Source organism: Campylobacter sp. RM19072 (genome assembly GCF_024723485.1).
In the GTDB taxonomy this organism is placed as follows: Bacteria; Campylobacterota; Campylobacteria; order Campylobacterales; family Campylobacteraceae; genus Campylobacter; species Campylobacter porcelli.
Genome location: NZ_JANQCU010000003.1, coordinates 20,770 through 41,794 on the forward strand (window position 1 = coordinate 20,770; position 21,025 = coordinate 41,794).

Consider the following 21,025-nt stretch of genomic DNA (forward strand, 5'->3'; position numbering starts at 1 on the left):
TTTAAGGTGTTGTGATGGTTACATTAGATGAAGACAAAAGTACAAAAACAGTTACAAAGCAACCCAGTATAGCGCCAGTTGAGACCTTGACAGCTAGTGCAGAGGCTACTCCAGATAGCGAAAATGTGGATTTAAATAAATTTTCATCCGCTGTCTTAAAGCAGTTGATTACTGAGAATATCCAGCCAACACCGGATAATTTTGATATATATTTTAGAAAGCTTTTAGAAGGCAAGCCTGCGAATTTTCAAAAGAAAGTTTTGGAGCTATTGGATTTTAGCAAAGAAGATAAGCTAGACCACCAAGTCATGATAGAAAAAGATATCAAAACCGGCTTTGCTCAAATCCGCTCTATGATGCAAGTAATATCGCTGATATACAAAAATTTAGGAATTATGAAAGGCATAGCTAAAAAGCGTTTAAATGAGATGAACTCAAATGCAAATCCGCTTGAAGTTCAAGGAAGTATAAAAGCTTTTGGGCTAGAGCTTGAGAAGCTAAATGTCTTGATGGAACGCCATATAAACGCTATCAAAACTAGTTATGAAGAGGTTGATAAGATATTTAAAAATGTAGAAGATAACTCTATTTATGACCCTAAATTTGAAGTCTATAACAAAAAATATCTATTAAAGATTCTTCACGATGAGTTTAACGATGTCAAACGATATAAATATAATGTTAGCATTATGCTAATTCGTGTCAAAGATGTAGTCTTAAATAACATTCCAAGTCTAAAAGACAAAAATGGAATTTTAAGAAACATAGCCAAAATTCTACTTAAAACTTCACGCCGAAGCGATATCGTCGCACACTATGGTGATGGGTGCTTTGCTATGGTGATGAAGCATACAGATCTAGAAAGTGCCAAAAAAGCCGCTCAAAGGGTAGCGGAGCTATTATACCAAACTACATTTTTTATGGGCGAAGATGAGCTAGATATGAATATAGAAATCGCTGTTGGCGCTATCAATCCAGATAGCAGTATAGAAGAGATTTTATCATCTCTTTTAGATGCGTTGCCAAAAAGCGCAAAAGGCATTAAACTATTTGAGAGTGTAGAGGTGTAGCGTGGTTTTAGAAATTTTGGAGTATCCTGACAAAAGGCTTTTTGAGCGTAGTGTTGAGGTGGATAAATTTGATATTGAGCTTGGTGAGTTTTTGGATGATATGTATGAAACAATGATCGCTAAAAGCGGGATCGGCCTAGCTGCGATACAAGTTGGTAGGCCAATTAGAGCTTTGATAATAAATTTAGTAAATGACAATGATATTCAAGACAAAGCTGATTTATTAGAGATAATCAATCCTAAATTTATCAAAAAAGATGGCGAACAACTCTATAAAGAGGGTTGTTTGAGTGTGCCGGGGTATTATGAAGAGGTCAAAAGGGCTGCTAGCGTGGTGGTAGAATATCAAGATAGATTTGGCAATCCCCACACGATCGAAGCCGATGGATTATTAGCCGTGGCATTACAACACGAAAATGATCACCTAGATGGCCATCTATTTATAGAAAAAATAGGCTTTAATAAGCGTAAAAAATTTGACAAAGAGTATAAGAAAAAGTCAAAACGCAAACCGCTATGAAATCCCTAAAATCAGCATCTCTAAGCAGTAAATTACATATAATCGATATAGAATCAACCTTTATTAGAGCCTTGCCTGGATTTGAGATAGTAGGCCTTGCTAGTGCTACTATCAAAGAGTCGGCTACTAGGGTTAAATCCGCAATTTTAGCTCTTAGAGATTTTGCCCTTCCAGCCTTGAAAGTTATCATAAATTTAAGTCCAAGCGATGTCAAAAAAGATGGCTCACATTTTGATTTGGCTATTGCTCTTTTGATTTTATTACAAAAAGAGAAATTTGATAGCGATTATTTTGTATTTGGAGAGCTTGGATTAGATGGAAAGCTTAGAAGCTCGGCTGAGCTCTTTTCGATTTTATTGTTTCTTAGCACGAGTGTTGAATCTGCCAAAATTTTAGTCCCAAAAGATATCGCTCTAAAAGCAGCTATGATACCTAATTTTGAAGTTTATGCTGTTGAGAATTTAAGCCAAGCTAGAGATTTTTTCTTAAATGATGAGATTAAGGCTAGTGCTAAAGTGAGTGCCACTCATCCGATTTTTGATAATGTTATAGAGATTTGCGGGCGCAAATTTGTCCCAAATTTAAATTATACTCTTGATTTTATAGATATCAAAGGCCAAGAGAGAGCCAAAAGAGCTAGCATTATCGCTGCATCTGGTATGCATAATATTTTATTTGAAGGTAGCCCCGGATGTGGTAAAAGCATGAGCGCAAAGCGGTTGCCCTATATCATGCCGCCACAAAGCTTAGAAGAGATATTGCTAGCTAGTGCTTATGAATCTTTGAATTCAAATAATAGTGATTTTAGTGCGGTTAGAGCTTTTAGAAGTCCGCATCACACAAGCACTAGAAGCTCTATTTTTGGTGGTGGTAGCACTGCTGCGAAGATAGGTGAGGTGGCTTTGGCTAATGGCGGAGTGCTGTTTTTTGATGAGTTTCCACACTTCGGTAAGCAAATTTTAGAGAGCCTTAGAGAGCCATTAGAAGATTATAAAATCAATATCTCAAGGGTAAATTCCAAAGTTAGTTATGATACTAAATTTCTATTTGTTGCTGCGATGAATCCATGCCCTTGCGGTAATTTATTTAGCAAAAATGCCACTTGTATTTGTAGTGATAAAGAGATAGCAAAATACCAAAATACCATATCTGGGCCGATTTTGGATCGTATAGATTTATATTGTGCGATGGGTGAGATTAGCGAATTTGATGAAGCTACGCTAAGTTCAAAGCAGATGAGCGATATGGTTTTAAAGGCCTTTACAAATCAGATTAAACGGGGTCAAAGTGAGCTAAATGGCAAATTATGCGATGGTGATATAACGAAATTTTGCATTTTGGATAACGAAGCTAAAGAGACTCTAAATAGGGCAATTTCTAGCTATAATCTTAGTCAAAGAGGGATAAATAAAACCCTTAAAGTCGCTAGGACAATAGCGGATTTAAAAGATTGTGAGATCATATCAAAAGCTGATATAATGGAGAGTTTAAGCTACAGGATGAAAAAATGAAAAGGCTCTATACAAACTCATCTAAATTCGATAAAAATGCTGTGGATAATCTAGGTATAAGCGAGTTAGTATTACAAGAAAATGCCGCTAGGGCTGTGGCTGATGCGGTGCGTCAAAGGGTGAAATTGGGTAGCAAAATCTTAGCAATTTGCGGTAAAGGAAATAACGCAAGTGACGCTATAGCCGCCCTTAGAATGCTTAGTGGGGAGTATGATTGTAGTATTATTTTTCTTACAAGCAATTTTAATCAAAATGTCAAAATTCAACTAAATATCGCTAAAAATGTAGGAGTTAAAATCACAGATTTGTCTTGTGATTTGGGTGAATTTGATTGTGTTATAGATGGAATTTTTGGTAGTGGGTTTAAAGGCGAAATGGAGCCAAAAATCGCTGATGTAATTAAAAAACTAAATAGCCTAAATGCTCTTAAAATCGCTGTCGATATCCCTAGTGGTGTAGGTGAGATGGGTGCTTTGGGTGAGATTTTTAAGGCTGATTTTAGTATTTGTATGGGGGTTTTAAAACTTGGGCTTTATGCTGATAGGGCTAAGGATTTTGTAGGTGAGATAATTCAAGCAAATTTAGGTATAAATGATGAGAAATTCAGCTATGGAGATAGTGATTATCTCGTGCTTTTAGATGATTTAGAACTGCCTAATAGAAATTTAGAAAATGTGAGTAAAGGCGATTTTGGACATGTTTTTATCGCTTGTGGTGATATGAGTGGCGCTGCAAAGATAGTAGCAAATTCAGCTTTAAATATGGGCGCTGGTAGGGTAAGCGTGGTAAATTTAAGCCAAAATAATCTAAATTTAGATCCGCAAATTATGCTTAAAACTAGCTTTGATAATGCTGATATTATCGGCTTTGGTATGGGGCTTGGTGGGGCTAAGTTTGATTATAAAGTTTGCGCCAAAAAATTATGCGTAGTGGATGCGGATGCCTTTTATCACTCATGGGTGGAGGATTTTGCTATGAGTGAGTTAGCTATTTTGACGCCACATCCAAAGGAGTTTAGCTCACTGATGAAAATATGCGGTATGGGTGAATTTAGCGTAGATGAAATTCAAAATAACCGCTTTGAGTTAGCTAGAGAATTTAGCATCAAATTCCCATCTACTTTGGTATTAAAAGGCGCTAATGTGATAATCGCTCAAAAAGGGGTATTATATGTAGCCTCCCAAGGTAGCTCTAAGCTAGCTGTCGGTGGCAGCGGGGATGCGTTATCTGGAATTATTTTAGCATATTTAGCTAATCACTTTACCCCACTTAAATCAGCTATAAATGGGGTTTTAGCTCATCAAAAATCAGCTCAAATTTATAAAGGGAATGATTATAGTTTTACCCCAAATGATATTATAGAAGGATTAGCATGGTTGTAAAGAATATCGCAGTTTTATTTAGTGGAAGTGGCTCAAATCTCCAAGCCATTTTAGAAAAAATTCACAATAAGATTTTTAATGGAGTTAAGATTAAAGTAGCGCTATTAATCTGTAATAACCCAAATGCCAAAGGGATTAAAAGGGCTAAAAAATTTGGTCTTGAGACCATTGTGATTAATCATAGAGATTATGATAGTAGAGAGGAATTTGACCAAGCATTAGTAGATGAGATCAAAAAACACGATATTGATTTGAGCGTTTTGGCTGGATTTATGCGAATTTTAACTCCTGTATTTACAGATAATATCAAAGCTATTAATCTCCATCCAAGCATATTGCCACTATTTAAGGGTGCTAATGCGATTAATGAGAGTTATAATAGCGATATGAAAATAGGCGGCGTGAGTGTGCATTGGGTAAGTTCTCAGCTAGATTCTGGAGAGATAATAGCTCAAAAGAGCTTTGCTAGAAAGCATAAAAGCCTAAAAGAGTGGGAGGAGAAAATTCATAAAATCGAGCATAAGCTTTTACCAAAGACAATTATTGAAATTTTAGCTAAAGGAAAATAATGCTTGAGTGGATCTATATGCCTGAAGCTTGGATTAGCCTGATGACGCTAACTGCACTTGAGATAGTTTTAGGGATTGATAATATCATTTTTATAGCTATTTTATGTGGCAAGCTTCCGGCTTATCAAAGAGATAAAGCAAGGATAGCAGGGCTTGGACTTGCTATGATAACTAGAATTTTATTGCTTTTGAGTCTTTTTTGGATTATGAAGCTGACAACCCCACTTTTTGCTCTAATGGGGCAAGAGATCTCTGGAAGGGATATTGTCTTGATCGCTGGTGGGCTATTTTTGATAGCAAAATCCACGCTTGAGCTACACTCTCACACGATAGGGGAGGAGCAAGAGATGGCTAGTAGCAAGGCTGGAGCTGGATTTATGATGGTTATTACGCAGATTGCTATACTTGATATTGTATTTTCACTTGATAGCGTAATTACCGCTGTTGGCATGGCAGATCATATAGAGATTATGATTTTAGCGGTGATTTTAGCGGTTGGAGTAATGCTACTAGCTAGTGGGGCTATTAGTAGATTTGTTGAATCAAATCCAACAATCAAAGTCTTAGCGCTTGCTTTTTTAATTTTAATTGGCATAGCATTAGTAGCAGAGGGATTGGAATTTCATATACCAAAAGGGTATATATATTTTGCTATGGCTTTTTCTTTGGTTGTAGAGATGATTAATCTATATAGCAGAAAAAAGCAAAATGGTTAAATTATAAATTTTTAAATTTTATTAAATTTAAGCCAACTTTAATTGACAAATAGTTGTTTTTTTTATATAATTTCAGCTCTTTATTTGAAGTAGCGAGACTATACTTCGGGGTGTAGCGCAGTCTGGTTAGCGCACTTGGTTTGGGACCAAGGGGCCGAAGGTTCGAATCCTTTCACCCCGACCATGTGGTGAGTGTAGCTCAGTCGGTTAGAGCATCAGATTGTGGTCCTGAGGGTCGTGGGTTCGATTCCCATCACTCACCCCATTTATGTGTGGCAAGATCGCGCTTGTAGCTCAATTGGATAGAGCGACAGACTTCGGATCTGTAGGTTGTGGGTTCGAGTCCTACCTGGCGCACCACTTTGAATATAAGAGCTGAGTTTCTTATGCGCTCATAGCTCAGCTGGATAGAGCAACGGCCTTCTAAGCCGTAGGCCAGAGGTTCGAATCCTCTTGGGCGTACCATTTATTCTGCGGACGTGGTGAAATTGGCAGACACGCCAGACTTAGGATCTGGTGCCTTACGGTGTGGAGGTTCAAGTCCTCTCGTCCGCACCATTCCCCTTTTTCTTAAGCTTTCACAAATTATTAAAACTCATTAAAACGCACTTTAGCATTAATTTTAGCTTCCATTTGATATTATTTTCACCCTTATCTATATAAATTTAGCTAACTAAAAGCTATCACGCTCCTACCACAAGGCTAAAAGCTAATAATTAGATATAAATTCTCAAATTTCTAATTCTTTCCAAAAATCATTTTAAATTTAGTTTAAAATCCACTCAAAGCTTTCAATAGCGATAAAATCAAAATACGCAAAATAGCAAATTTATGCTAGATTAAGCCAAATTCAAATCAATTAAATTTGCCACGCATAAAAATGGGAATATTAAGAATAATTTATGATTAATACAAGTATAATTACTGACATTTTCATGAAATAACCTTAATTATATAATTAACTTAAATTATATTAATTTGGTTTTTTGCCTAAGGAGAAATTATGAGATTTTTCGCTATTTTGTTTTTTGGTTTTTTGGTTAGTGCTAGCGCTTCTAACACTCATAACTATACGCCACATTGGGGTTATAGCGGTGATGGATCGCCAGAGCATTGGGGAGAGTTAGCGGATGAATTTCACGCTTGTAAATATGGGAAAAATCAATCGCCGATTGATATTACTCAAACTACCAAATCTACGCTACAAAAACCTATATTTGACTATAAAAATAACCCAAAAGAGCTTATCAATAACGGACACACTTTACAAGTGAATTTCAATCCAGGTAGCACCATAACATTTCAAAATAAAAAATTTGAGCTTTTACAGATACACTTTCACACTCCATCAGAATATACTTTTAATAAAAAACACTATCCTATGGTGGCTCATTTAGTTCATAAGGCTAGCGATGGAGAGCTTTTAGTATTAGCCATTATGTTTGATAAAGGAGATGAAAATCCTGTGATTAAACAGATTTGGTCGCCCATCAAGGCTGGAGAGTCTAAAAAACTAGCGAATTTAGCTATAAGCGACCTGGTTAAAAATCTTCAAAGCTATATCAAGCTTGATGGCTCACTCACTACGCCGCCATGTTCTGAAGGGGTGATCTGGCTAATAAACAAAGATAACGCCTTTGCTTCAGATGAGCAGATTAAATTTTTTACCGATATAATAGGTCAAAACAACCGCCCAACCCAAGCTATAAATGGTCGCAAAATCATAGAAATATCTAAATAATAAATTCGCAAACCACTTCTAAGTTACTTTTAAGCCACTTTTAAGATGTGTTAGCATCTTAAGTGGCAAGATTAGTAAATATTTTGATTAAATTTGTATTTATTTATAGTAAAATTATATTAAAATATTGTAATTTAATTAATGAAAATATATAATAAAAAAATGCTATTAAAAATCAAATTTAAAGGCAATCAAAATGGCAAGCAACCACAAAAGAGAAGAGATACATAAAGCGATATGGTCTATCGCAGATGATTTAAGGGGTTCAGTTGATGGATGGGATTTAAGCAGTATGTATTAGGCATTATGTTTTATAGATATATATCAGAAAATATAACAAATTATATAAATGAAGGAGAGAGAAAAGCAGGAGATACTACTTTTGATTATGCTAAATTAAAAGATAGCGATGCCAAGCTTGAAATGGATAATCTTGTAAAAGAAAAAGGGTTTTTTATTCTCCCATCAGAGTTATTTTGTAATGTGGTAAAAAAGCAAAAGATGATGAAAATTTAAATGAAATTGAGACAAAAAAGTTTTTAGATAACTCTTTTAGAGGTGGACAGGTCAAAACAATAGGAACAGACATAGAAAAAATACTACCACCTATGGGTAGATTTAACGGCGATAATAGAAATGAAAGAAAACAAGCAATAATTGAAAAAGTGCTAAAATTCTTTGATAAATATTTTGGATTAGGTATATAGAAAAACTCTTAAAGAGATATTGAGCTAAAGATGAGAAAATCGTTAAAGATTTGATTTTAAGCTATTGAGATTAAAATTAAAGTTGTTTTTATGCTAAAGTATATACGCAAAAATTAGCAAAGGGATACCTAATAAATCTTATCAAGTGATTTTATAATAAATTTATATAAGGCGTATAACTAGCTAATTTTTATAAATTTTGATTTTAAAAATATAGAATTTCAAAAAATTTAAAAGCAATAAAATGGATAGAGAAAAATATATAGAGCTATACTCTAAGGCTCGTATAGATAGCTATAATAGTATTTATGAGCATGAAGCTAACTTTGAAATGATAGACAAAATAGCCTCTAAACTAGCTAGAATTGAGATTATTATTAGAAATAAAATTAATAGAAAAATGTGCGAATTAAACAAAAATTGGATGTTTAATTTGCCAAATCATATTAAGCTAGATAACGAAAGTAAGATACAAGACCGCGATATTTTAGTCTCTAGGCAGACTTTTGGATTTTGGATAAGAGTGGTAGAGCACTATAAAATTCATAGCTGTGCGTTTGATAAAGAGTTTTTAGATAGTTTTTCTTTTAAAAAATATTATGATAAAAATAAAGAGAGATTAAATAAAACCCCGCTAAACAACTACCAAAAGGCTTATGGGATATTGCTACTTATAAAAAGCATTAGAAATAGGGCTTTTCATTTTGAGAATTTGCTAAAAATAAGAGTATCTGGGGCTCCTAGATTGTCCGTTAGGGTAGATTTTAGCAAAGAAAAATTTTTCTATTTTAGTATTAAGCCAGATATGATTACTCAATATTTAGATGATATATTACAAAGTTTTATAAAAATTTAAGCAAATGGGGGAAAAGCATCCCCCCCGAAATCAAGCGACATTATACTAAAAGTTTTTTACAAAAGTCAATAAATTTGCTATAAACCCGCCTAATTCGCTTTTATTTTTTAGTAGTTTAAAATCAAATTTTTTACTATATTTTTGGATTTTGGTTTTATATCTCTTAGAGATTTTATATCTTCGCCACGCTCTTTTAAAAATGCTTTAGCTTTGTCTAAATCCATCTTATCCATTATATTTTCAAAGTCATTATGTTGATTTAGATTATTTTCATCTCTGCGCTCATTTATTAGCCTTTTTATGGCGTTTTCATCAATCCCAAGCCCATCGCATATCTTTTTATATGATTATCTCTATCTTGATTTTTATAGCTATAAAGTAGCTCATTAAAGCTTAACTCGCTATCTTTTATCTTAGCATTTTCTAGATCGACTAAGATCATTCTAGCAAATTCTTGATCCCCCTCGCTTAGAATTCCAAATGAGCTATGAATATCATTTTTTATATTCTCTATAGTTACAATATCGCCATCGCCTAAGGCTTTTAAAAGCTTTTTAAAATGCGTGTTTATGTAGTCTATATCTATTTTTATTATCGCGCCTTCGCTTAAATGTGGGTCGATTTCAAAAATTTCTTTATCCCCACTTCTATTGCTTTGCATTTTTACTATATCATTATATCTAGCTATTAATTTAGCGTAAATTTCATTATTTAGCCTTACTTCTACATTTTGGCACTCATATACTCCATTTTTTACATCATCTAGTCTAAATCCTTGCAGTTCGGCTGAGTTTTTATATCTCTCTAGCATTTTCATAGCTTTTGCAAATTTAGCTATACTCTCATCATCGCTAGGCAAAGATGAAAAATCGCTTATCCCAGCATTACTAAACACAGAGCAGATCTCATCAAAGGCTTTATTTAAATTTTGTAAATTATCTTTTATCTTATCTACAAAAAGCCCTTTGATATTGCTATCGCCATAGAGTTTAAACGCTTTGTCTATATTTTCTTTCATTGTATTTGTTTTGTAGTAGTAAAACACATTGCCAAAGAGCTTATACGCATCAAAAACCCTATTTGTCCGCGAAAAGCTTTGAATGATTTTTTCATACTCCATAAGCCTATCGATGAAAATAGTATTTACCCACTTTGAGTCATATCCTGTAAGCATCATATCTACTACTATTAAAATATCTAGCTTTTGATTTTCGGCTATATTTTTATATGCATCTTTATGTGCTAGTCTTGCGCTTATATCGGCTTTATAGCTTTTATAATTTTGCATAGTAAAGCTTTTATTAAATGTAGTGTTATAATCTTGTAGCATTTCTAAAATTCCAGCTTCTTTATCAAATGCCTTTAAGCTAGAGTTATCGATACTAGGATCAAACAGCCCAGCTACCTTTAGCTCAGGGGTGATTTCTTTAAAAAGCTTGTAGTATATAATCGCATCTTCTATGCTCCTAGTAGTAAATATAGCATGATAGTGCCTAGCTCTACTTACGCTAGTAAATCTATCTTTTATATCCCTTACTACTAGCCTTTTATGCTTTTGATTATCAAAGATACTATCAGCTATCTTTTCTAGCTCACTCATAGGCTTTGCCATATACTCATCATATATTTTTTGCTTTTTAGGCTCACTCATAGCCTCATCTATGCTTTTAGCATTTCCCTTTTTTAGGGCGATTTTTTCTTTTATATCGCTATCTTTATAGGTTTTTATAGCTGTGATATCAAAGCCCAAAACATTGCCATCTCTTATCCCATCGCTGATATTATACCTATGTATCTCATCGCCAAAAATATCGCTAGTTGTGATATTATCTTTTGCGTTTTCGTTGTGGATTGGTGTGCCTGTAAAACCAAATAAAATAGCTTTTTTAAATTATCCCTTATCCTTTTGATATTCTCCCCAAAAGTCGAGCGGTGCGCTTCATCTATGATGATTACCATTCGTTTTTTAGCGATTTTATCAAATTCCCTTTTTTTAGCCGCTATGATTTCATCATCTATTTTTCCCATTTTTTGGATTGAGGTGATGATTAGAGTATTTTCATCATCTGCTAATTTTTTGATAAGGTCATCGCAACTTTTAGTATCTATTATATCGTCATCATCAAGGCAAAAGCTCTTATAATTCAAGCTTGATTGAATTTCAAGCTCTATTCTATCTACCAAAAATACCACCTTATCAGCTAATTTATGCTCGCTTATGAGTTGAGCTGATTTAAAGCTAGTCATAGTTTTCCCTGAGCCTGTGGTATGCCATACATAGCCGCCACGGATATTACCCCATTGTGCTTTGCTTACAATATTTCGTATCGCACTACTTGCGTAGTATTGATAGCTACGCATCACTTTTAGCACTCCATCACTTCTATCTGCTATGGTGTAAAATCCCACTAGCTCGTGAGCTTTTGGTATGTTTAGAAACTCCCCAGCGAACTTATCCCAGCGATTTACCGGTGTATTATCAAAATTAGCCCAGTTAAAAAAGAATTTATCATTAAATTTGCCATCTTTACCAGGATTAGCAAAGTATAGAGCCTCATCAGGATTCATAGCTACAAAAATTTGAATAAGGCTAAAAATCCCAGTAAAATACCCTCTCTTGCTATATTTTTCTATCTGATTACAAGCCTCTCTTACTGGCACGCCACTTCTTTTTAGCTCTATGTGGATTAGTGGCATTCCATTTATGAGTAGGCACATATCGCCCCTACCAGCTAGTCCTAGATTGCTAGTTTTATCAAATTTAGGTTCAATAGCTATTTGATACACGCTTTTGCCTTGACCTATGCTATTTCTATCGTAGTTAAATAGCACCAATGGCAAACCATCATCGCCCATTATGCTTATCTCTTTGCCATTTATAAATTTATTTATATCATTTGGGGTTTTTAGATCTCTTAGTTGATTTAGGATTTTATCCATTTCATTATCGCTGATTTTGCGACCATTTAGCTTATTTTGATTTATATGCTCTAGCACATTTTTCCAGTTTGCTATAAGATCATTTTGGCTTGGATACTTTAGCACTCCATCTAGCCAACCCTTTTTGGTGGTTAGTAGCTCAGTTAAGGCGTTTTGAAAATCTTTTTCTTTATTAAACATTTAATCCTCTAAAATCTCTTTTTACTCTATTTTTAATCTATAAAAAGGATTTAAAATTTCTACAAAAATTTGATGAATTTCAAAAAGCGTCTTTTCATCTATCTTGCCTAGCCTTTGCTTAAATCTTTGGCTTGAAAATGATTTTATTTGAAAGCAATTTATCGCCGATACATTCTCAAGCCCTAGTTTTTTATACTCTTTTAATTTATAAAAAAATGGGATATCTTTAAATTTATCTTGATATGTAGTAATTGGAAGTATGATTTTTATGTCATAGTTTTTGCCTAAGTCATTATTGATAACTACAGCTGGGCGAAGTTTCGCTATTTCACTGCCAACTTGAGGTTCAAAATCCACAAGCCAAATTTCGCCTTGCGATATAATAAACCAAATCCCCACTTTCTGCCAAATCTAGCTCATTAGAGAGTATTTGGCTATCATTTTGGGCTATATCATAGCCATTTTTCCATCTTTCTAGCTTCTTTTGTCGTTTATAGCTTTTTACCGCTTCATCGACGACTGCCGACATAGATTTAAAAGAGTAAGTTGTTTGTAGCTCTTTTAAGATAGCGATAACCTCGCTATCTATCGAAAAAGTAACCTTTTGCTTATTTGTTAATGTCATTTTATATTCCTTTTATATACTTATAAAATATACCGATATTATACCATAGTTAAATTATTTTTTTAGCCACTTGCTCTACACAAACATTTTATTTAATAGATATTTTTTTATATTTTCAAGCTTTGAAATTCTATTTTGACTAAGCTCTAAAATCTCATCAATTTTTCTAAAAAACTCCCCAATTGCCTCTTGCTCTTTTAGGTCGGTTGGGATTTTAGTTTTAATATTTTTTACAATACCAAAATGTCTTTTATAACCTTCAGATTTTGGCATATTTTTAAACAATAAATTTTTAAAAAAATTGGAGTTTGTATTGATTAATTTTAAAATTTTTATTCCATCAGAAGCTATAAAAAAAGGTGTTGTTGGTTTATATAATGATAATGTATGGTCTCCAAATAACAAAACATTATTAAAATCTTTAAAAAAATTTTCATTTGATGAAAATCCAACTATCGGCTTAAAACCTTGCTGAATTACTGGGAATTTCCCATTTTTTTTGGCATTGATAAAAAGCATTTATTGGCAAAGTTTCGCACACTCCCCCCAAAGTTGTGGAATTCCACTCGCTATTAAATTCCTTAAAGCGGATTTTTGGGCTTTTCATAATGAGCCTTTTAAAAGTGCCATAAGCTCATTTAAGGCTTCTTGGTCGTTTTCATTATCGCACTTTAAATTCTCTATATCAGCTACAAGCTCATCGCTTAGGGCTTTTATCTTGCTATCAAGGTCTTTTAGAGTGTCTTTATAACGCTCATTTAGATTTAAAATTTTAGAGATAAACTCACCCATTTTATCATCGCATAGGGCTAAAATACCTTTTATTATAGGCTCTATCCATTTGATTTCTAGACATTTTTTAGTATCTGCTTGATTTAGATTCTCTAGGGTTTTTAAGGCTTTTGTATCTAGCTCAATTTGGGTTTGTTTGATCTTTTTATCAAGGGCTTTTTGATTTTCTTTATTTTCAAATAACTTATAAAAAACGCTAGTTTTATCACTTGCTAGGCTTTTTAAGGCTTTGCTATCTAGCTTATCATCACTAAAAATTTGCTCTTTATCCTCAAGCTCTAGCCCCTCTATCATCTCATCAAAATCGCTTGAGAGTTTGCTAAGCTTGCTATTTAAATTTGAAATTTCATTTAGCTCATCTTGTAAATAAAGATTACTAATAATCTCAAGCGGTATAATCTGAGTAATTTTCTCGCTACTCTCCATTTGGCTTAAAAGCTCTATATCAGCACAAATCCCTTGAAAACCGCTATCAAGCACCCCAAAAGCATCGTAATAATCAATAAGCCTAATATCATTAAAAGTCTCTTTTAGCTTTATGCTTGCTAGGTCTAAAAGGGCGGTTGGATTTGTAGGCTGATTGTCTATCAAATTCTCTTTTAAAAAGCCTTCAAAGCTAGTAAAATGCTTAGCGTAATGCTCTTTAAATTTAGCTATATCCCTATGCTCTCTTAGCTCATCAGAGCTTAATTTAAGTGTGCTATAGTTTTTATTAATCAAGCTAAAAGCTTCACTTCTAAGCTCACTAAATTCGCTCCAAAACTCACTTAAAGTCTCAAGCTGGTAGTTTGGAATTCCGCCATTTATACTAGCGTATAGATCATCGCTTATCTCATCATTAATAGGGCTAATGTAGCGTGGGATATTTAGGTTATATTCATTTGCTTTTATCTCATCAAGTGGGGCTAAATATGAGTAGCCTGGTAAAGATTTACGCTCTTTTATGGTATCTGTGATTTTTTTAATATCTCTTGGTCTTAGGCGGTTATTTTTACCAACTTTTTCAAAGCCATCTTTTGCATCTATAAATAAAATATCGTTTTTAGTATCTACGCTTCTGCGTTTTAAAACCATTATAATAGTAGGAATTCCAGTGCCGTAAAATATATTTGGCGGCAGACCTATAATGGTATCAATGTGGTTGTTTAAGATAAGATTTTTGCGAATTTCAGCTTCGCTGCCACCACGAAATAGCACGCCGTGGGGTAAGATAATGGTTACAATACCATCATCTGCCGTGTGCGAAAGGTCGTGGAGCAAAAAGGCGTAATCAGCCTTAGTCTTTGGTGCTACGCCGTAGCTAAAGCGTGGGTCGGCTGCGGTTTTGCCATCTATGATTTCCCATTTTTGAGAATAAGGCGGATTGCTTACTACCGCATCCATTCTAAATGGTTCGCCATTTCTATCTATCATCTCAGGCCAATCATCTTTTAAGGTATCTGCATTTTTGACAAAAATATTATCTGCTAAAACATCTCGCATTATTAAATTCATTCTAGTAAGGTTAAAGGTATTTACTCTAAGCTCTTGGGCGTAGTAGCTTATCCTATTTTTATCTTTGTTATGAGCCATAAAGGCTTTGCCTATATTTATAAGTAGTGAGCCAGAGCCTGATGTGGGGTCGTAAATCTTTATAGTATCGCGGTTTTTTAGGTGCTCGGCTACGATTTGCGACATTAGAAGGGATACTTCGTGTGGTGTGTAGAATTCACCAGCTTTTTTACCAGCATTTGCCGCAAACATAGAGATAAGATACTCATAAACAAAGCCTAGCGTATCATAGCCATCTTTGCTTGAGATTGGGATTTGCTTAATGAGTGAGATGATCTTTTGTATAGCGGTGGATTGGTCTGTGGCTGTCTTGCCAAGAGAGATAATGCCTGAACGCAAAGTATCAAAAATACCGCCAAAAACCTCTTTTTTATTCTCAGCTATATTTTTATCTTCAAATAAATTTAGGGCGTCTATTACATTTGAGATTTTAAGATCCTTACCAAGCTCCACCCAAGTGCTAAAAAGATTTTCATAGCTTATAACATAGCCTAGAGTGTTTTTAATATCTTGTCCGTATTCATCATCATCTTTTAAGGCTTTTATCTCATCATCGCTCCACTGCTGTTTTTTGAGATATTCTAGCTCTTTTTGAGAAAGAAAGTTATAAAATTATAAAGCCTAGCATATAGTCTTTATACTCACTAGCTTCCATTTTTGAGCGTAGATTATTTGCACCTTCCCAGATGATTTTTGCTAATTGCTGTTTTGTCATGGCTAGCCTTTGGAGTTTTTAGTTGAGTATTATACAATTATTTAGTAAGAATTTAAAATCATAGATGATAATTTTATTAAGTAATATTGAAATTTTTTATTAAAAATTTTTACTTTATTAATAATTTTTTGTTACAATGCGAAATTATTTCATTACAAAGGATAAATATGAAAAAATTTGGTTTTGTAGCATCTGCTTTAATGCTAGCTAGCTCTAGTTTGTTAGCTGCTAATATGACGGTTTTTGACCCTAAAAGCGTTGATCATGTAGAGATCAAAGTTGATTTACTAGGACAAGATAAAAACACTCCAGTAGGTAGTGTAATCGCAGTTAAAACAAACTACGGCGTAGCATTTTTTCCAAATCTTAAAGGTTTAGAGCCAGGACTACATGGCTTCCATGTTCATACAAATCCAGATTGCGGTGCGACAGATAAAGGCCTAGGTATGAAAGCAGGCGGTCACTGGGATCCAGCAAATACTGGCAATCACTCTTTCCCTTGGGATGATAACGGACATAAAGGTGATCTACCAGCTCTATATGTAGCAGCTGATGGCACGGCGACAAATCCCGTTTTATCTCCTAGAATTAAAGAGCTAAGCGAGTTAAAAAATCACTCTCTTATGATTCATATCGGCGGAGATAATCACAGCGATCATCCAAAAGCACTTGGCGGCGGCGGTGCTAGAATGGCGTGTGGCGTTATTAAGTAATTTTAGCTCTTTTTAGGGCTTTTGACTATAAGCCTTTTGGTTATTAAAGGCTTATAGTGGCTATTTTCAAATACCAAATTCGCATTTAAATTATTATAAATTCATCTTTTTATAAATATTCTCATCTAAAAATTTAATAAATATAAAATATATCTTAAATTCAGATATCTTTTTGTTTTATTAATGTATAATCATCGCCATTAATTTATTAGCGTATGGGGGGGGGGTATTATGCGTTTAAAATTATCTAAATTCGCTATTTTAGCTTGTGTTTCTACCTTATCTACGCCTTTATTAGCAGATGAGTTTTGGGCGAGTGGGGTTAATATAAATAGCGGTTGGAGTGCCTATTTACAACATCCAAATCAGTGTTGGGGTGCTGTAGCTGGAAATACTCTTGGCTGGTGGCAAAAGAATTTGACAACCAATGTGGATTTAAAAGATGGTGCACCACAAGGAAATAAGGCTATCACAGATTGGTTTTATGAGAAATATCCACATATTCAAGGCGGATTACAACCATATCGTGGGATGATCTACTACCTGCAAGAGTTTTCGCCAAATTTTAAAATTTATGAAACTCACAATCAACCAACATATCTTGAAAGAGAGTATGGGCCAACTAAGATTAGTGGAGCACCATTTTGGACTGAGAGATATAACTATCAAAGTGAAGGCATTACAAAATCTTTGATTGAAAATTTCAAAACCGGAAAAGTCGTTGCAGCCTTGACTGATGATACTCACACGGTTACACTTTGGGGGATTGAAGTTGATGAAAATGGCAAGATTAAAAAGGGCTATGTGAGTGACTCTGTAACAGATAGAGCCGGACAGCTTACGCTAAGAGAAGTTATAGGCAATTACGCTCCGGATAATAAAGGCAATGAAACCTTCCGCTTTCTTTATAGCTACTATGTATCTAGCACAAATACATATGTTACAGACCTTTATGAGATTTATAGCATTACATATTTAAGCATTGATGAAGCTAGAAATAATGGCACATATAAAGATACTTCTAATAGAAAAGATTGTCTATTAAGCGTTTTACCAGGTAGTGAGTGGGCTTGTGGAGTCTCAACTAGTGAGGGCAACCAAGGAAACACTGGCAACCAAGGATCTAGCGGAGAAGGCTCCAACACTGGTAACACAACCCCAGAAGGTGGCAACTCTGGTAATCAAGGTAGCACCGGTAACGAGGGCAATACTGGTAATGAGAGTGGCAACCAAAGTGGCTCAAACCAAGGATCTAGCGGCAACCAAGGCAATACTGGTGGCTCTAATAGCGGCAGTGAGAGTGGCAACCAAGGAAACACTGGCAATCAAGGATCTAATGGCGAAGGCTCTAACACAGGTAGCACAACCCCAGAAGGTGGCAACTCTGGTAACCAAGGCGGTAATACCGGCGGCACCTTAGCTCCAGATGTTGGAAATCAAAGCGGTAGCACAAGTGGCAGTACCAGCGGATCTAGCACGAGCAATCCTAGCATAGAAGCAACCACCAAGTCAGTGCAAAATGCCGTAAGTAGATATGGTGAGCTAAATTTGAAAATTGAAGAGATTGGCGATACTGTATTTTATAAAATTCAAAAAAATGGCAAAGATATAGCTTTGTATAACCCTGATTTAAATCTTCCGCTTGTGCAAAATAAAGGTCTAGTTAATTATGATATTAAAAAAGATGAAAATGGCGGTATAGAGATTATCAAAACTACAAATCAAGAAGCCCTTAAAGAGGCAAATGACGCTTCAAAGCTAAGCATAGATATGAACTATGTTGATATTAACAACCTTAATAAAAGGATGGGTGAATTAAGAGGTATAAATGCAACTACTGGTAGCTGGGCTAGGGTCTTAAGCGGTGAGGGTAGTGCTGATGGATTTGAAAATAGATTTACCCATATTCAAGCTGGTTTTGATAAACAAAGTCAAATTTCAAGCGGTTCTATCTTTAGCGGTATGACTATAACTCATACAAAAAATGATATAGATGGCAATAACGCAAAAGGCGATGTCAAAGCTATCGGAGGGGGATTTTATATATCTGGAGTGTTTGATAGTGGTTGGTATATAGATGCTATTGCAAAATATACTAGAAATAACCATAAAATGGATTATAACTTCCCAAATATGAGCTTAAGCTTTTTAAATACAGATTATAATACAAACTCACTCTATTTAGGTGGGGAATTTGGCTATAGGTTTGATTTTGATAATTTTTATGTTGAGCCACAAGCTGAGTTTGTGTATCTAAATAATAGCGGAGCAACAATAAAAAATCAAAATGGCTTTGAGATGGATATTAAGGGGTCAGACTTGCTTGTAGGAAGGGCTGGATTTAACTTCGCAAGAGAGATTTGGCTAGGACATATCAGAGCTTACGCTCTTGGAGGGCTTAGCTATCAATGGGAGATGGTGAAAAACTCAGAGATAGTCATAGATGGCGAGAGTGCTAAATATAACGACAAAGACTCTAGAATGCTTATGAATTTGGGTCTAAATATGATAGCTAGTGATAATCTAAGGATTGGCTTAACCTTGGAAAAATCAGCTTTTGGTGACTATGATACAGATTTAGCTGTGAATTTAAATGCTAGATATTCATTTTAATTTTTAATAAGCGGAGTTGGATTTATTAACTCCGCTTGAACTAAGAGCTAAAATAGTAATTATTAAGAAAAATTAAATTTTTAATAATTTTTGCCTGGTTGCCTACGACTATTTGGGACTTTGCAACAGAAGCGGCGGCTATTATGGCATTAACGCTGATATTTTTACCAAGCCTAATGTAGTGCCAAAATCTGTATAAAAGGGCAAATTTACAATCACACTCTCATCAACCTTAAGCTAGTTATGGCTGATAAATATGGCGTATCTTATCACGAGCAAGATACGCACCGCTTAGTTTTGCGACCTTTTCTCTATTTATTTTAACTAATTATTTAATATGATTAAAAAGCTCTGTGTTTGGCTTTATGATGCCATCAAATTTTATCATTTTACTACCTTTATCTCTACATTTTTTGAGTTTATAACTGCGTTGAAATCGCCATCAAATCTACCTAAGCGGATAATACCTTCATAAAAGGGCTGATTTTTGTAATAAATCACAAAATTATCCCACGGCGCAAAATACGAAATATCGCCCTTTTTCCCATCTGTGCTTGGCTCATCTCTTATATCAAGCGGTCTTGCTAATTTAGCGTATTTTTCAGCCCCAGCGTAGTCTTTAAGCTCAATTTTTAATGGCAAAAGAGAGTAAAAATCCCTTGATATTTTGCTATCATTTAAAGTGGCAAAAACCTTGCCACTTTGGGTTATAAATACGATTTTCATCTCATTTGCTTTTAAATTTAGCACCAAAATCAACGCAAAAATTATGCGAAATATTACGAATTCATTTTAAAAAATTGCTCAAATTTATCAAATGGAATTTTGCCAGTAGTGTTATCATAAAGATCGGTATGAACGGCATTTGGGATAATTACAAGCTCTTTTTTATCGCCATTTATAGCACTAAAGGCATCTTGACTAAAATATAGAGAGTGAGCATTCTCTCCTGCTACGATTAAAGTAGGTGTATCAAGCTCAGAGATATAGCTTAAAATCGGCATATTTATAAATGGTAGTGAGTTTGTGATAGCCCATGCTCCATTTGAGTTTATTGAACGCTCGTGAAATCCACGCTTTGTTTTGTAAAACTGCGAATACTCAGCTACAAATTTTGGTGTTTTGTCAGTGATATTTTCTGGACTAATTAAATGAGTCTCTTTATCCCCAAGTGCGATCACGCCTGTTTTTGTATCAATAAATCTTTGCTCATTCATCGCTTTTTTCATCTCTTTACGCTTATTTTTATCATCATTTGCGTCGTTATAACCTTTTGCCATAACTCTAGTCATATCATACATTACGCTTGTTGCAACTGCCTTTACTCTTGTATCTAAAATAGCAGCATTTAAGGCAAATCCGCCAAATCCACAAATACCCAAAATTCCGATTTTATCCCTATTTACGATATTTAAATTTCCAAGATAATCAACTGCTGCACTAAAATCTTCCGTGTTTATCTCTGGACTGCTGATATTTCGTGGTGTGCCACCGCTCTTTCCAGTAAAGCTAGGATCAAAAGCAAGTGTGATAAGACCACGCTCGGCTAGATTTTGGGCGTAAATTCCGCTTGATTGCTCTTTAACTGCACCATATGGACCGCTAATAGCTATCGCACCAGCCTTGCCATTTAAATTTTTAGGCACATAAAGGTTGCCGACTAAAACAATGCCATAGCGATTTTTAAATGTAACTTTTGCGTGATTAATCTTATTACTTTTAGTGAAAATTTTATCCCATTTTTGAGTTAAGGACACTGGCTCTAATGGGGATTTTTGTTCATATTTTTCATTTGCATTTGCTGAGATTAAAGAGGTGCTAAGC

General features: G+C 34.6%; 20 protein-coding genes, 5 tRNA genes and 2 pseudogenes. 18 read left to right on the plus strand and 9 right to left on the minus strand.

Annotated features, from left to right (window positions below):
• The first annotated feature begins 14 nt into the window (after positions 1–14).
• The 15 genes from CSUIS19072_RS02775 (at position 15) to CSUIS19072_RS02840 (ending at position 9,072) form a co-directional block, all read left to right on the plus strand.
• On the plus strand, positions 15–1,070 hold the full coding sequence (locus CSUIS19072_RS02775; RefSeq protein ID WP_086293388.1) for a GGDEF domain-containing protein: 1,056 nt from the start codon (positions 15–17) through the stop codon (positions 1,068–1,070).
• Position 1,071: 1 nt separating this feature from the next.
• Positions 1,072–1,590: a peptide deformylase gene (def, locus tag CSUIS19072_RS02780; protein ID WP_086293390.1), complete on the plus strand. Its 519-nt coding sequence runs from the start codon at positions 1,072–1,074 to the stop codon at positions 1,588–1,590.
• Positions 1,587–3,101 carry a YifB family Mg chelatase-like AAA ATPase gene (locus CSUIS19072_RS02785; protein WP_086293392.1) on the plus strand — a complete coding sequence of 505 codons (1,515 nt, stop codon included), beginning with the start codon at positions 1,587–1,589 and terminating at the stop codon, positions 3,099–3,101. Before def ends, CSUIS19072_RS02785 begins: the two co-directional genes overlap by 4 nt.
• Positions 3,098–4,483: an NAD(P)H-hydrate dehydratase gene (locus tag CSUIS19072_RS02790; RefSeq protein ID WP_086293394.1), complete on the plus strand. Its 1,386-nt coding sequence runs from the start codon at positions 3,098–3,100 to the stop codon at positions 4,481–4,483. Before CSUIS19072_RS02785 ends, CSUIS19072_RS02790 begins: the two co-directional genes overlap by 4 nt.
• Positions 4,474–5,052: a phosphoribosylglycinamide formyltransferase gene (gene purN, locus CSUIS19072_RS02795; protein ID WP_086237094.1), complete on the plus strand. Its 579-nt coding sequence runs from the start codon at positions 4,474–4,476 to the stop codon at positions 5,050–5,052. Before CSUIS19072_RS02790 ends, purN begins: the two co-directional genes overlap by 10 nt.
• Positions 5,052–5,768, plus strand: coding sequence for a TerC family protein (locus CSUIS19072_RS02800; protein WP_086237093.1), 717 nt, complete (start codon positions 5,052–5,054; stop codon positions 5,766–5,768). Before purN ends, CSUIS19072_RS02800 begins: the two co-directional genes overlap by 1 nt.
• A 106-nt stretch (positions 5,769–5,874) precedes the next feature.
• Positions 5,875–5,952 (plus strand) — tRNA-Pro (locus CSUIS19072_RS02805).
• 4 nt (positions 5,953–5,956) lie between these two features.
• Positions 5,957–6,033 (plus strand) — tRNA-His (locus CSUIS19072_RS02810).
• Between the two features lie 18 nt (positions 6,034–6,051).
• Positions 6,052–6,128, plus strand: a tRNA-Arg gene (locus CSUIS19072_RS02815).
• A 28-nt stretch (positions 6,129–6,156) separates the two neighbouring features.
• A tRNA-Arg gene (locus CSUIS19072_RS02820) sits at positions 6,157–6,233 on the plus strand.
• 8 nt (positions 6,234–6,241) lie between these two features.
• Positions 6,242–6,326 (plus strand) — tRNA-Leu (locus CSUIS19072_RS02825).
• A 445-nt stretch (positions 6,327–6,771) separates the two neighbouring features.
• A complete protein-coding gene (locus tag CSUIS19072_RS02830) occupies positions 6,772–7,509 on the plus strand; it encodes a carbonic anhydrase (RefSeq protein WP_086237092.1) in 738 nt (245 codons plus the stop codon).
• Between the two features lie 276 nt (positions 7,510–7,785).
• Positions 7,786–8,025, plus strand: a complete 240-nt coding sequence (locus tag CSUIS19072_RS02835; protein WP_439099128.1) for a hypothetical protein — start codon at positions 7,786–7,788, stop codon at positions 8,023–8,025.
• Positions 8,026–8,030: 5 nt separating this feature from the next.
• A complete protein-coding gene (locus tag CSUIS19072_RS08520; protein ID WP_141083165.1) occupies positions 8,031–8,216 on the plus strand; it encodes a type I restriction endonuclease subunit R, EcoR124 family in 186 nt (61 codons plus the stop codon).
• Between the two features lie 244 nt (positions 8,217–8,460).
• Positions 8,461–9,072 carry a hypothetical protein gene (locus tag CSUIS19072_RS02840; protein WP_086237090.1) on the plus strand — a complete coding sequence of 204 codons (612 nt, stop codon included), beginning with the start codon at positions 8,461–8,463 and terminating at the stop codon, positions 9,070–9,072.
• A gap of 298 nt (positions 9,073–9,370) precedes the next feature.
• Here the strand turns inward: CSUIS19072_RS02840 and CSUIS19072_RS02845 are convergent, their stop codons facing one another.
• From CSUIS19072_RS02845 to CSUIS19072_RS02865, 5 genes and pseudogenes are all read right to left on the minus strand, one after another.
• Positions 9,371–10,723, minus strand: coding sequence for a type I restriction endonuclease subunit R, EcoR124 family (locus CSUIS19072_RS02845; protein WP_439099129.1), 1,353 nt, complete (start codon positions 10,721–10,723; stop codon positions 9,371–9,373).
• A gap of 57 nt (positions 10,724–10,780) precedes the next feature.
• Positions 10,781–12,192: pseudogene (locus CSUIS19072_RS02850) on the minus strand (DEAD/DEAH box helicase family protein); the annotation flags it as partial.
• A gap of 21 nt (positions 12,193–12,213) precedes the next feature.
• Positions 12,214–12,549, minus strand: coding sequence for a type II toxin-antitoxin system PemK/MazF family toxin (locus CSUIS19072_RS02855; RefSeq protein WP_236847920.1), 336 nt, complete (start codon positions 12,547–12,549; stop codon positions 12,214–12,216).
• Positions 12,539–12,817, minus strand: a complete 279-nt coding sequence (locus CSUIS19072_RS02860; protein ID WP_086237086.1) for a hypothetical protein — start codon at positions 12,815–12,817, stop codon at positions 12,539–12,541. The genes CSUIS19072_RS02855 and CSUIS19072_RS02860 overlap by 11 nt, the downstream gene beginning before the upstream one ends.
• 75 nt (positions 12,818–12,892) lie before the next feature.
• A complete protein-coding gene (locus CSUIS19072_RS02865) occupies positions 12,893–13,090 on the minus strand; it encodes a hypothetical protein (protein WP_141082595.1) in 198 nt (65 codons plus the stop codon).
• 40 nt (positions 13,091–13,130) lie between these two features.
• On the opposite strand from CSUIS19072_RS02865, the gene CSUIS19072_RS02870 reads away from it, so the two are divergent.
• Positions 13,131–13,292 (plus strand): hypothetical protein, encoded by a 162-nt coding sequence (locus CSUIS19072_RS02870; RefSeq protein ID WP_180381014.1) that lies wholly within the window; start codon positions 13,131–13,133, stop codon positions 13,290–13,292.
• Between the two features lie 128 nt (positions 13,293–13,420).
• Here the strand turns inward: CSUIS19072_RS02870 and CSUIS19072_RS02875 are convergent.
• Positions 13,421–15,712: pseudogene (locus tag CSUIS19072_RS02875) on the minus strand (type I restriction-modification system subunit M); the annotation flags it as partial.
• A 52-nt stretch (positions 15,713–15,764) separates the two neighbouring features.
• Positions 15,765–15,875, minus strand: a complete 111-nt coding sequence (locus CSUIS19072_RS02880; RefSeq protein ID WP_096030569.1) for a type I restriction-modification system subunit M N-terminal domain-containing protein — start codon at positions 15,873–15,875, stop codon at positions 15,765–15,767.
• Positions 15,876–16,042: 167 nt separating this feature from the next.
• Here CSUIS19072_RS02880 and CSUIS19072_RS02885 point away from each other — a divergent pair, with 167 nt between their 5' ends.
• A complete protein-coding gene (locus tag CSUIS19072_RS02885; protein WP_086237084.1) occupies positions 16,043–16,588 on the plus strand; it encodes a superoxide dismutase family protein in 546 nt (181 codons plus the stop codon).
• 231 nt (positions 16,589–16,819) lie between these two features.
• On the plus strand, positions 16,820–19,201 hold the full coding sequence (locus CSUIS19072_RS02890) for an IdeS/Mac family cysteine endopeptidase (RefSeq protein WP_086237083.1): 2,382 nt from the start codon (positions 16,820–16,822) through the stop codon (positions 19,199–19,201).
• Positions 19,202–19,585: 384 nt separating this feature from the next.
• Here the strand turns inward: CSUIS19072_RS02890 and CSUIS19072_RS02895 are convergent, their stop codons facing one another.
• Together CSUIS19072_RS02895 and CSUIS19072_RS02900 are read right to left on the minus strand one after the other, a co-directional pair.
• Positions 19,586–19,927 (minus strand): cyclophilin-like fold protein, encoded by a 342-nt coding sequence (locus CSUIS19072_RS02895; protein WP_086237276.1) that lies wholly within the window; start codon positions 19,925–19,927, stop codon positions 19,586–19,588.
• 53 nt (positions 19,928–19,980) lie between these two features.
• Complete coding sequence (locus CSUIS19072_RS02900) at positions 19,981–20,958, minus strand: alpha/beta hydrolase (RefSeq protein WP_236845281.1); 978 nt, start codon at positions 20,956–20,958, stop codon at positions 19,981–19,983.
• Positions 20,959–21,025 lie beyond the last annotated feature (67 nt).

Excerpts from the sequence above, each read along its gene's own strand:
- CSUIS19072_RS02775 (WP_086293388.1), top strand. The coding sequence starts at position 15 with ATGGTTACATTAGATGAAGACAAAAGTACAAAAACAGTTACAAAGCAA.
- CSUIS19072_RS02785 (WP_086293392.1), top strand. The coding sequence starts at position 1,587 with ATGAAATCCCTAAAATCAGCATCTCTAAGCAGTAAATTACATATAATC.
- CSUIS19072_RS02790 (WP_086293394.1), top strand. The coding sequence starts at position 3,098 with ATGAAAAGGCTCTATACAAACTCATCTAAATTCGATAAAAATGCTGTG.
- purN (WP_086237094.1), top strand. The coding sequence starts at position 4,474 with ATGGTTGTAAAGAATATCGCAGTTTTATTTAGTGGAAGTGGCTCAAAT.
- CSUIS19072_RS02800 (WP_086237093.1), top strand. The coding sequence starts at position 5,052 with ATGCTTGAGTGGATCTATATGCCTGAAGCTTGGATTAGCCTGATGACG.
- CSUIS19072_RS02830 (WP_086237092.1), top strand. The coding sequence starts at position 6,772 with ATGAGATTTTTCGCTATTTTGTTTTTTGGTTTTTTGGTTAGTGCTAGC.
- CSUIS19072_RS02835 (WP_439099128.1), top strand. The coding sequence starts at position 7,786 with ATGGGATTTAAGCAGTATGTATTAGGCATTATGTTTTATAGATATATA.
- CSUIS19072_RS02840 (WP_086237090.1), top strand. The coding sequence starts at position 8,461 with ATGGATAGAGAAAAATATATAGAGCTATACTCTAAGGCTCGTATAGAT.
- CSUIS19072_RS02845 (WP_439099129.1), bottom strand. The coding sequence starts at position 10,723 with ATGAGTGAGCCTAAAAAGCAAAAAATATATGATGAGTATATGGCAAAG.
- CSUIS19072_RS02860 (WP_086237086.1), bottom strand. The coding sequence starts at position 12,817 with ATGACATTAACAAATAAGCAAAAGGTTACTTTTTCGATAGATAGCGAG.
- CSUIS19072_RS02865 (WP_141082595.1), bottom strand. The coding sequence starts at position 13,090 with ATGCCAAAATCTGAAGGTTATAAAAGACATTTTGGTATTGTAAAAAAT.
- CSUIS19072_RS02880 (WP_096030569.1), bottom strand. The coding sequence starts at position 15,875 with ATGACAAAACAGCAATTAGCAAAAATCATCTGGGAAGGTGCAAATAAT.
- CSUIS19072_RS02885 (WP_086237084.1), top strand. The coding sequence starts at position 16,043 with ATGAAAAAATTTGGTTTTGTAGCATCTGCTTTAATGCTAGCTAGCTCT.
- CSUIS19072_RS02890 (WP_086237083.1), top strand. The coding sequence starts at position 16,820 with ATGCGTTTAAAATTATCTAAATTCGCTATTTTAGCTTGTGTTTCTACC.
- CSUIS19072_RS02895 (WP_086237276.1), bottom strand. The coding sequence starts at position 19,927 with ATGAAAATCGTATTTATAACCCAAAGTGGCAAGGTTTTTGCCACTTTA.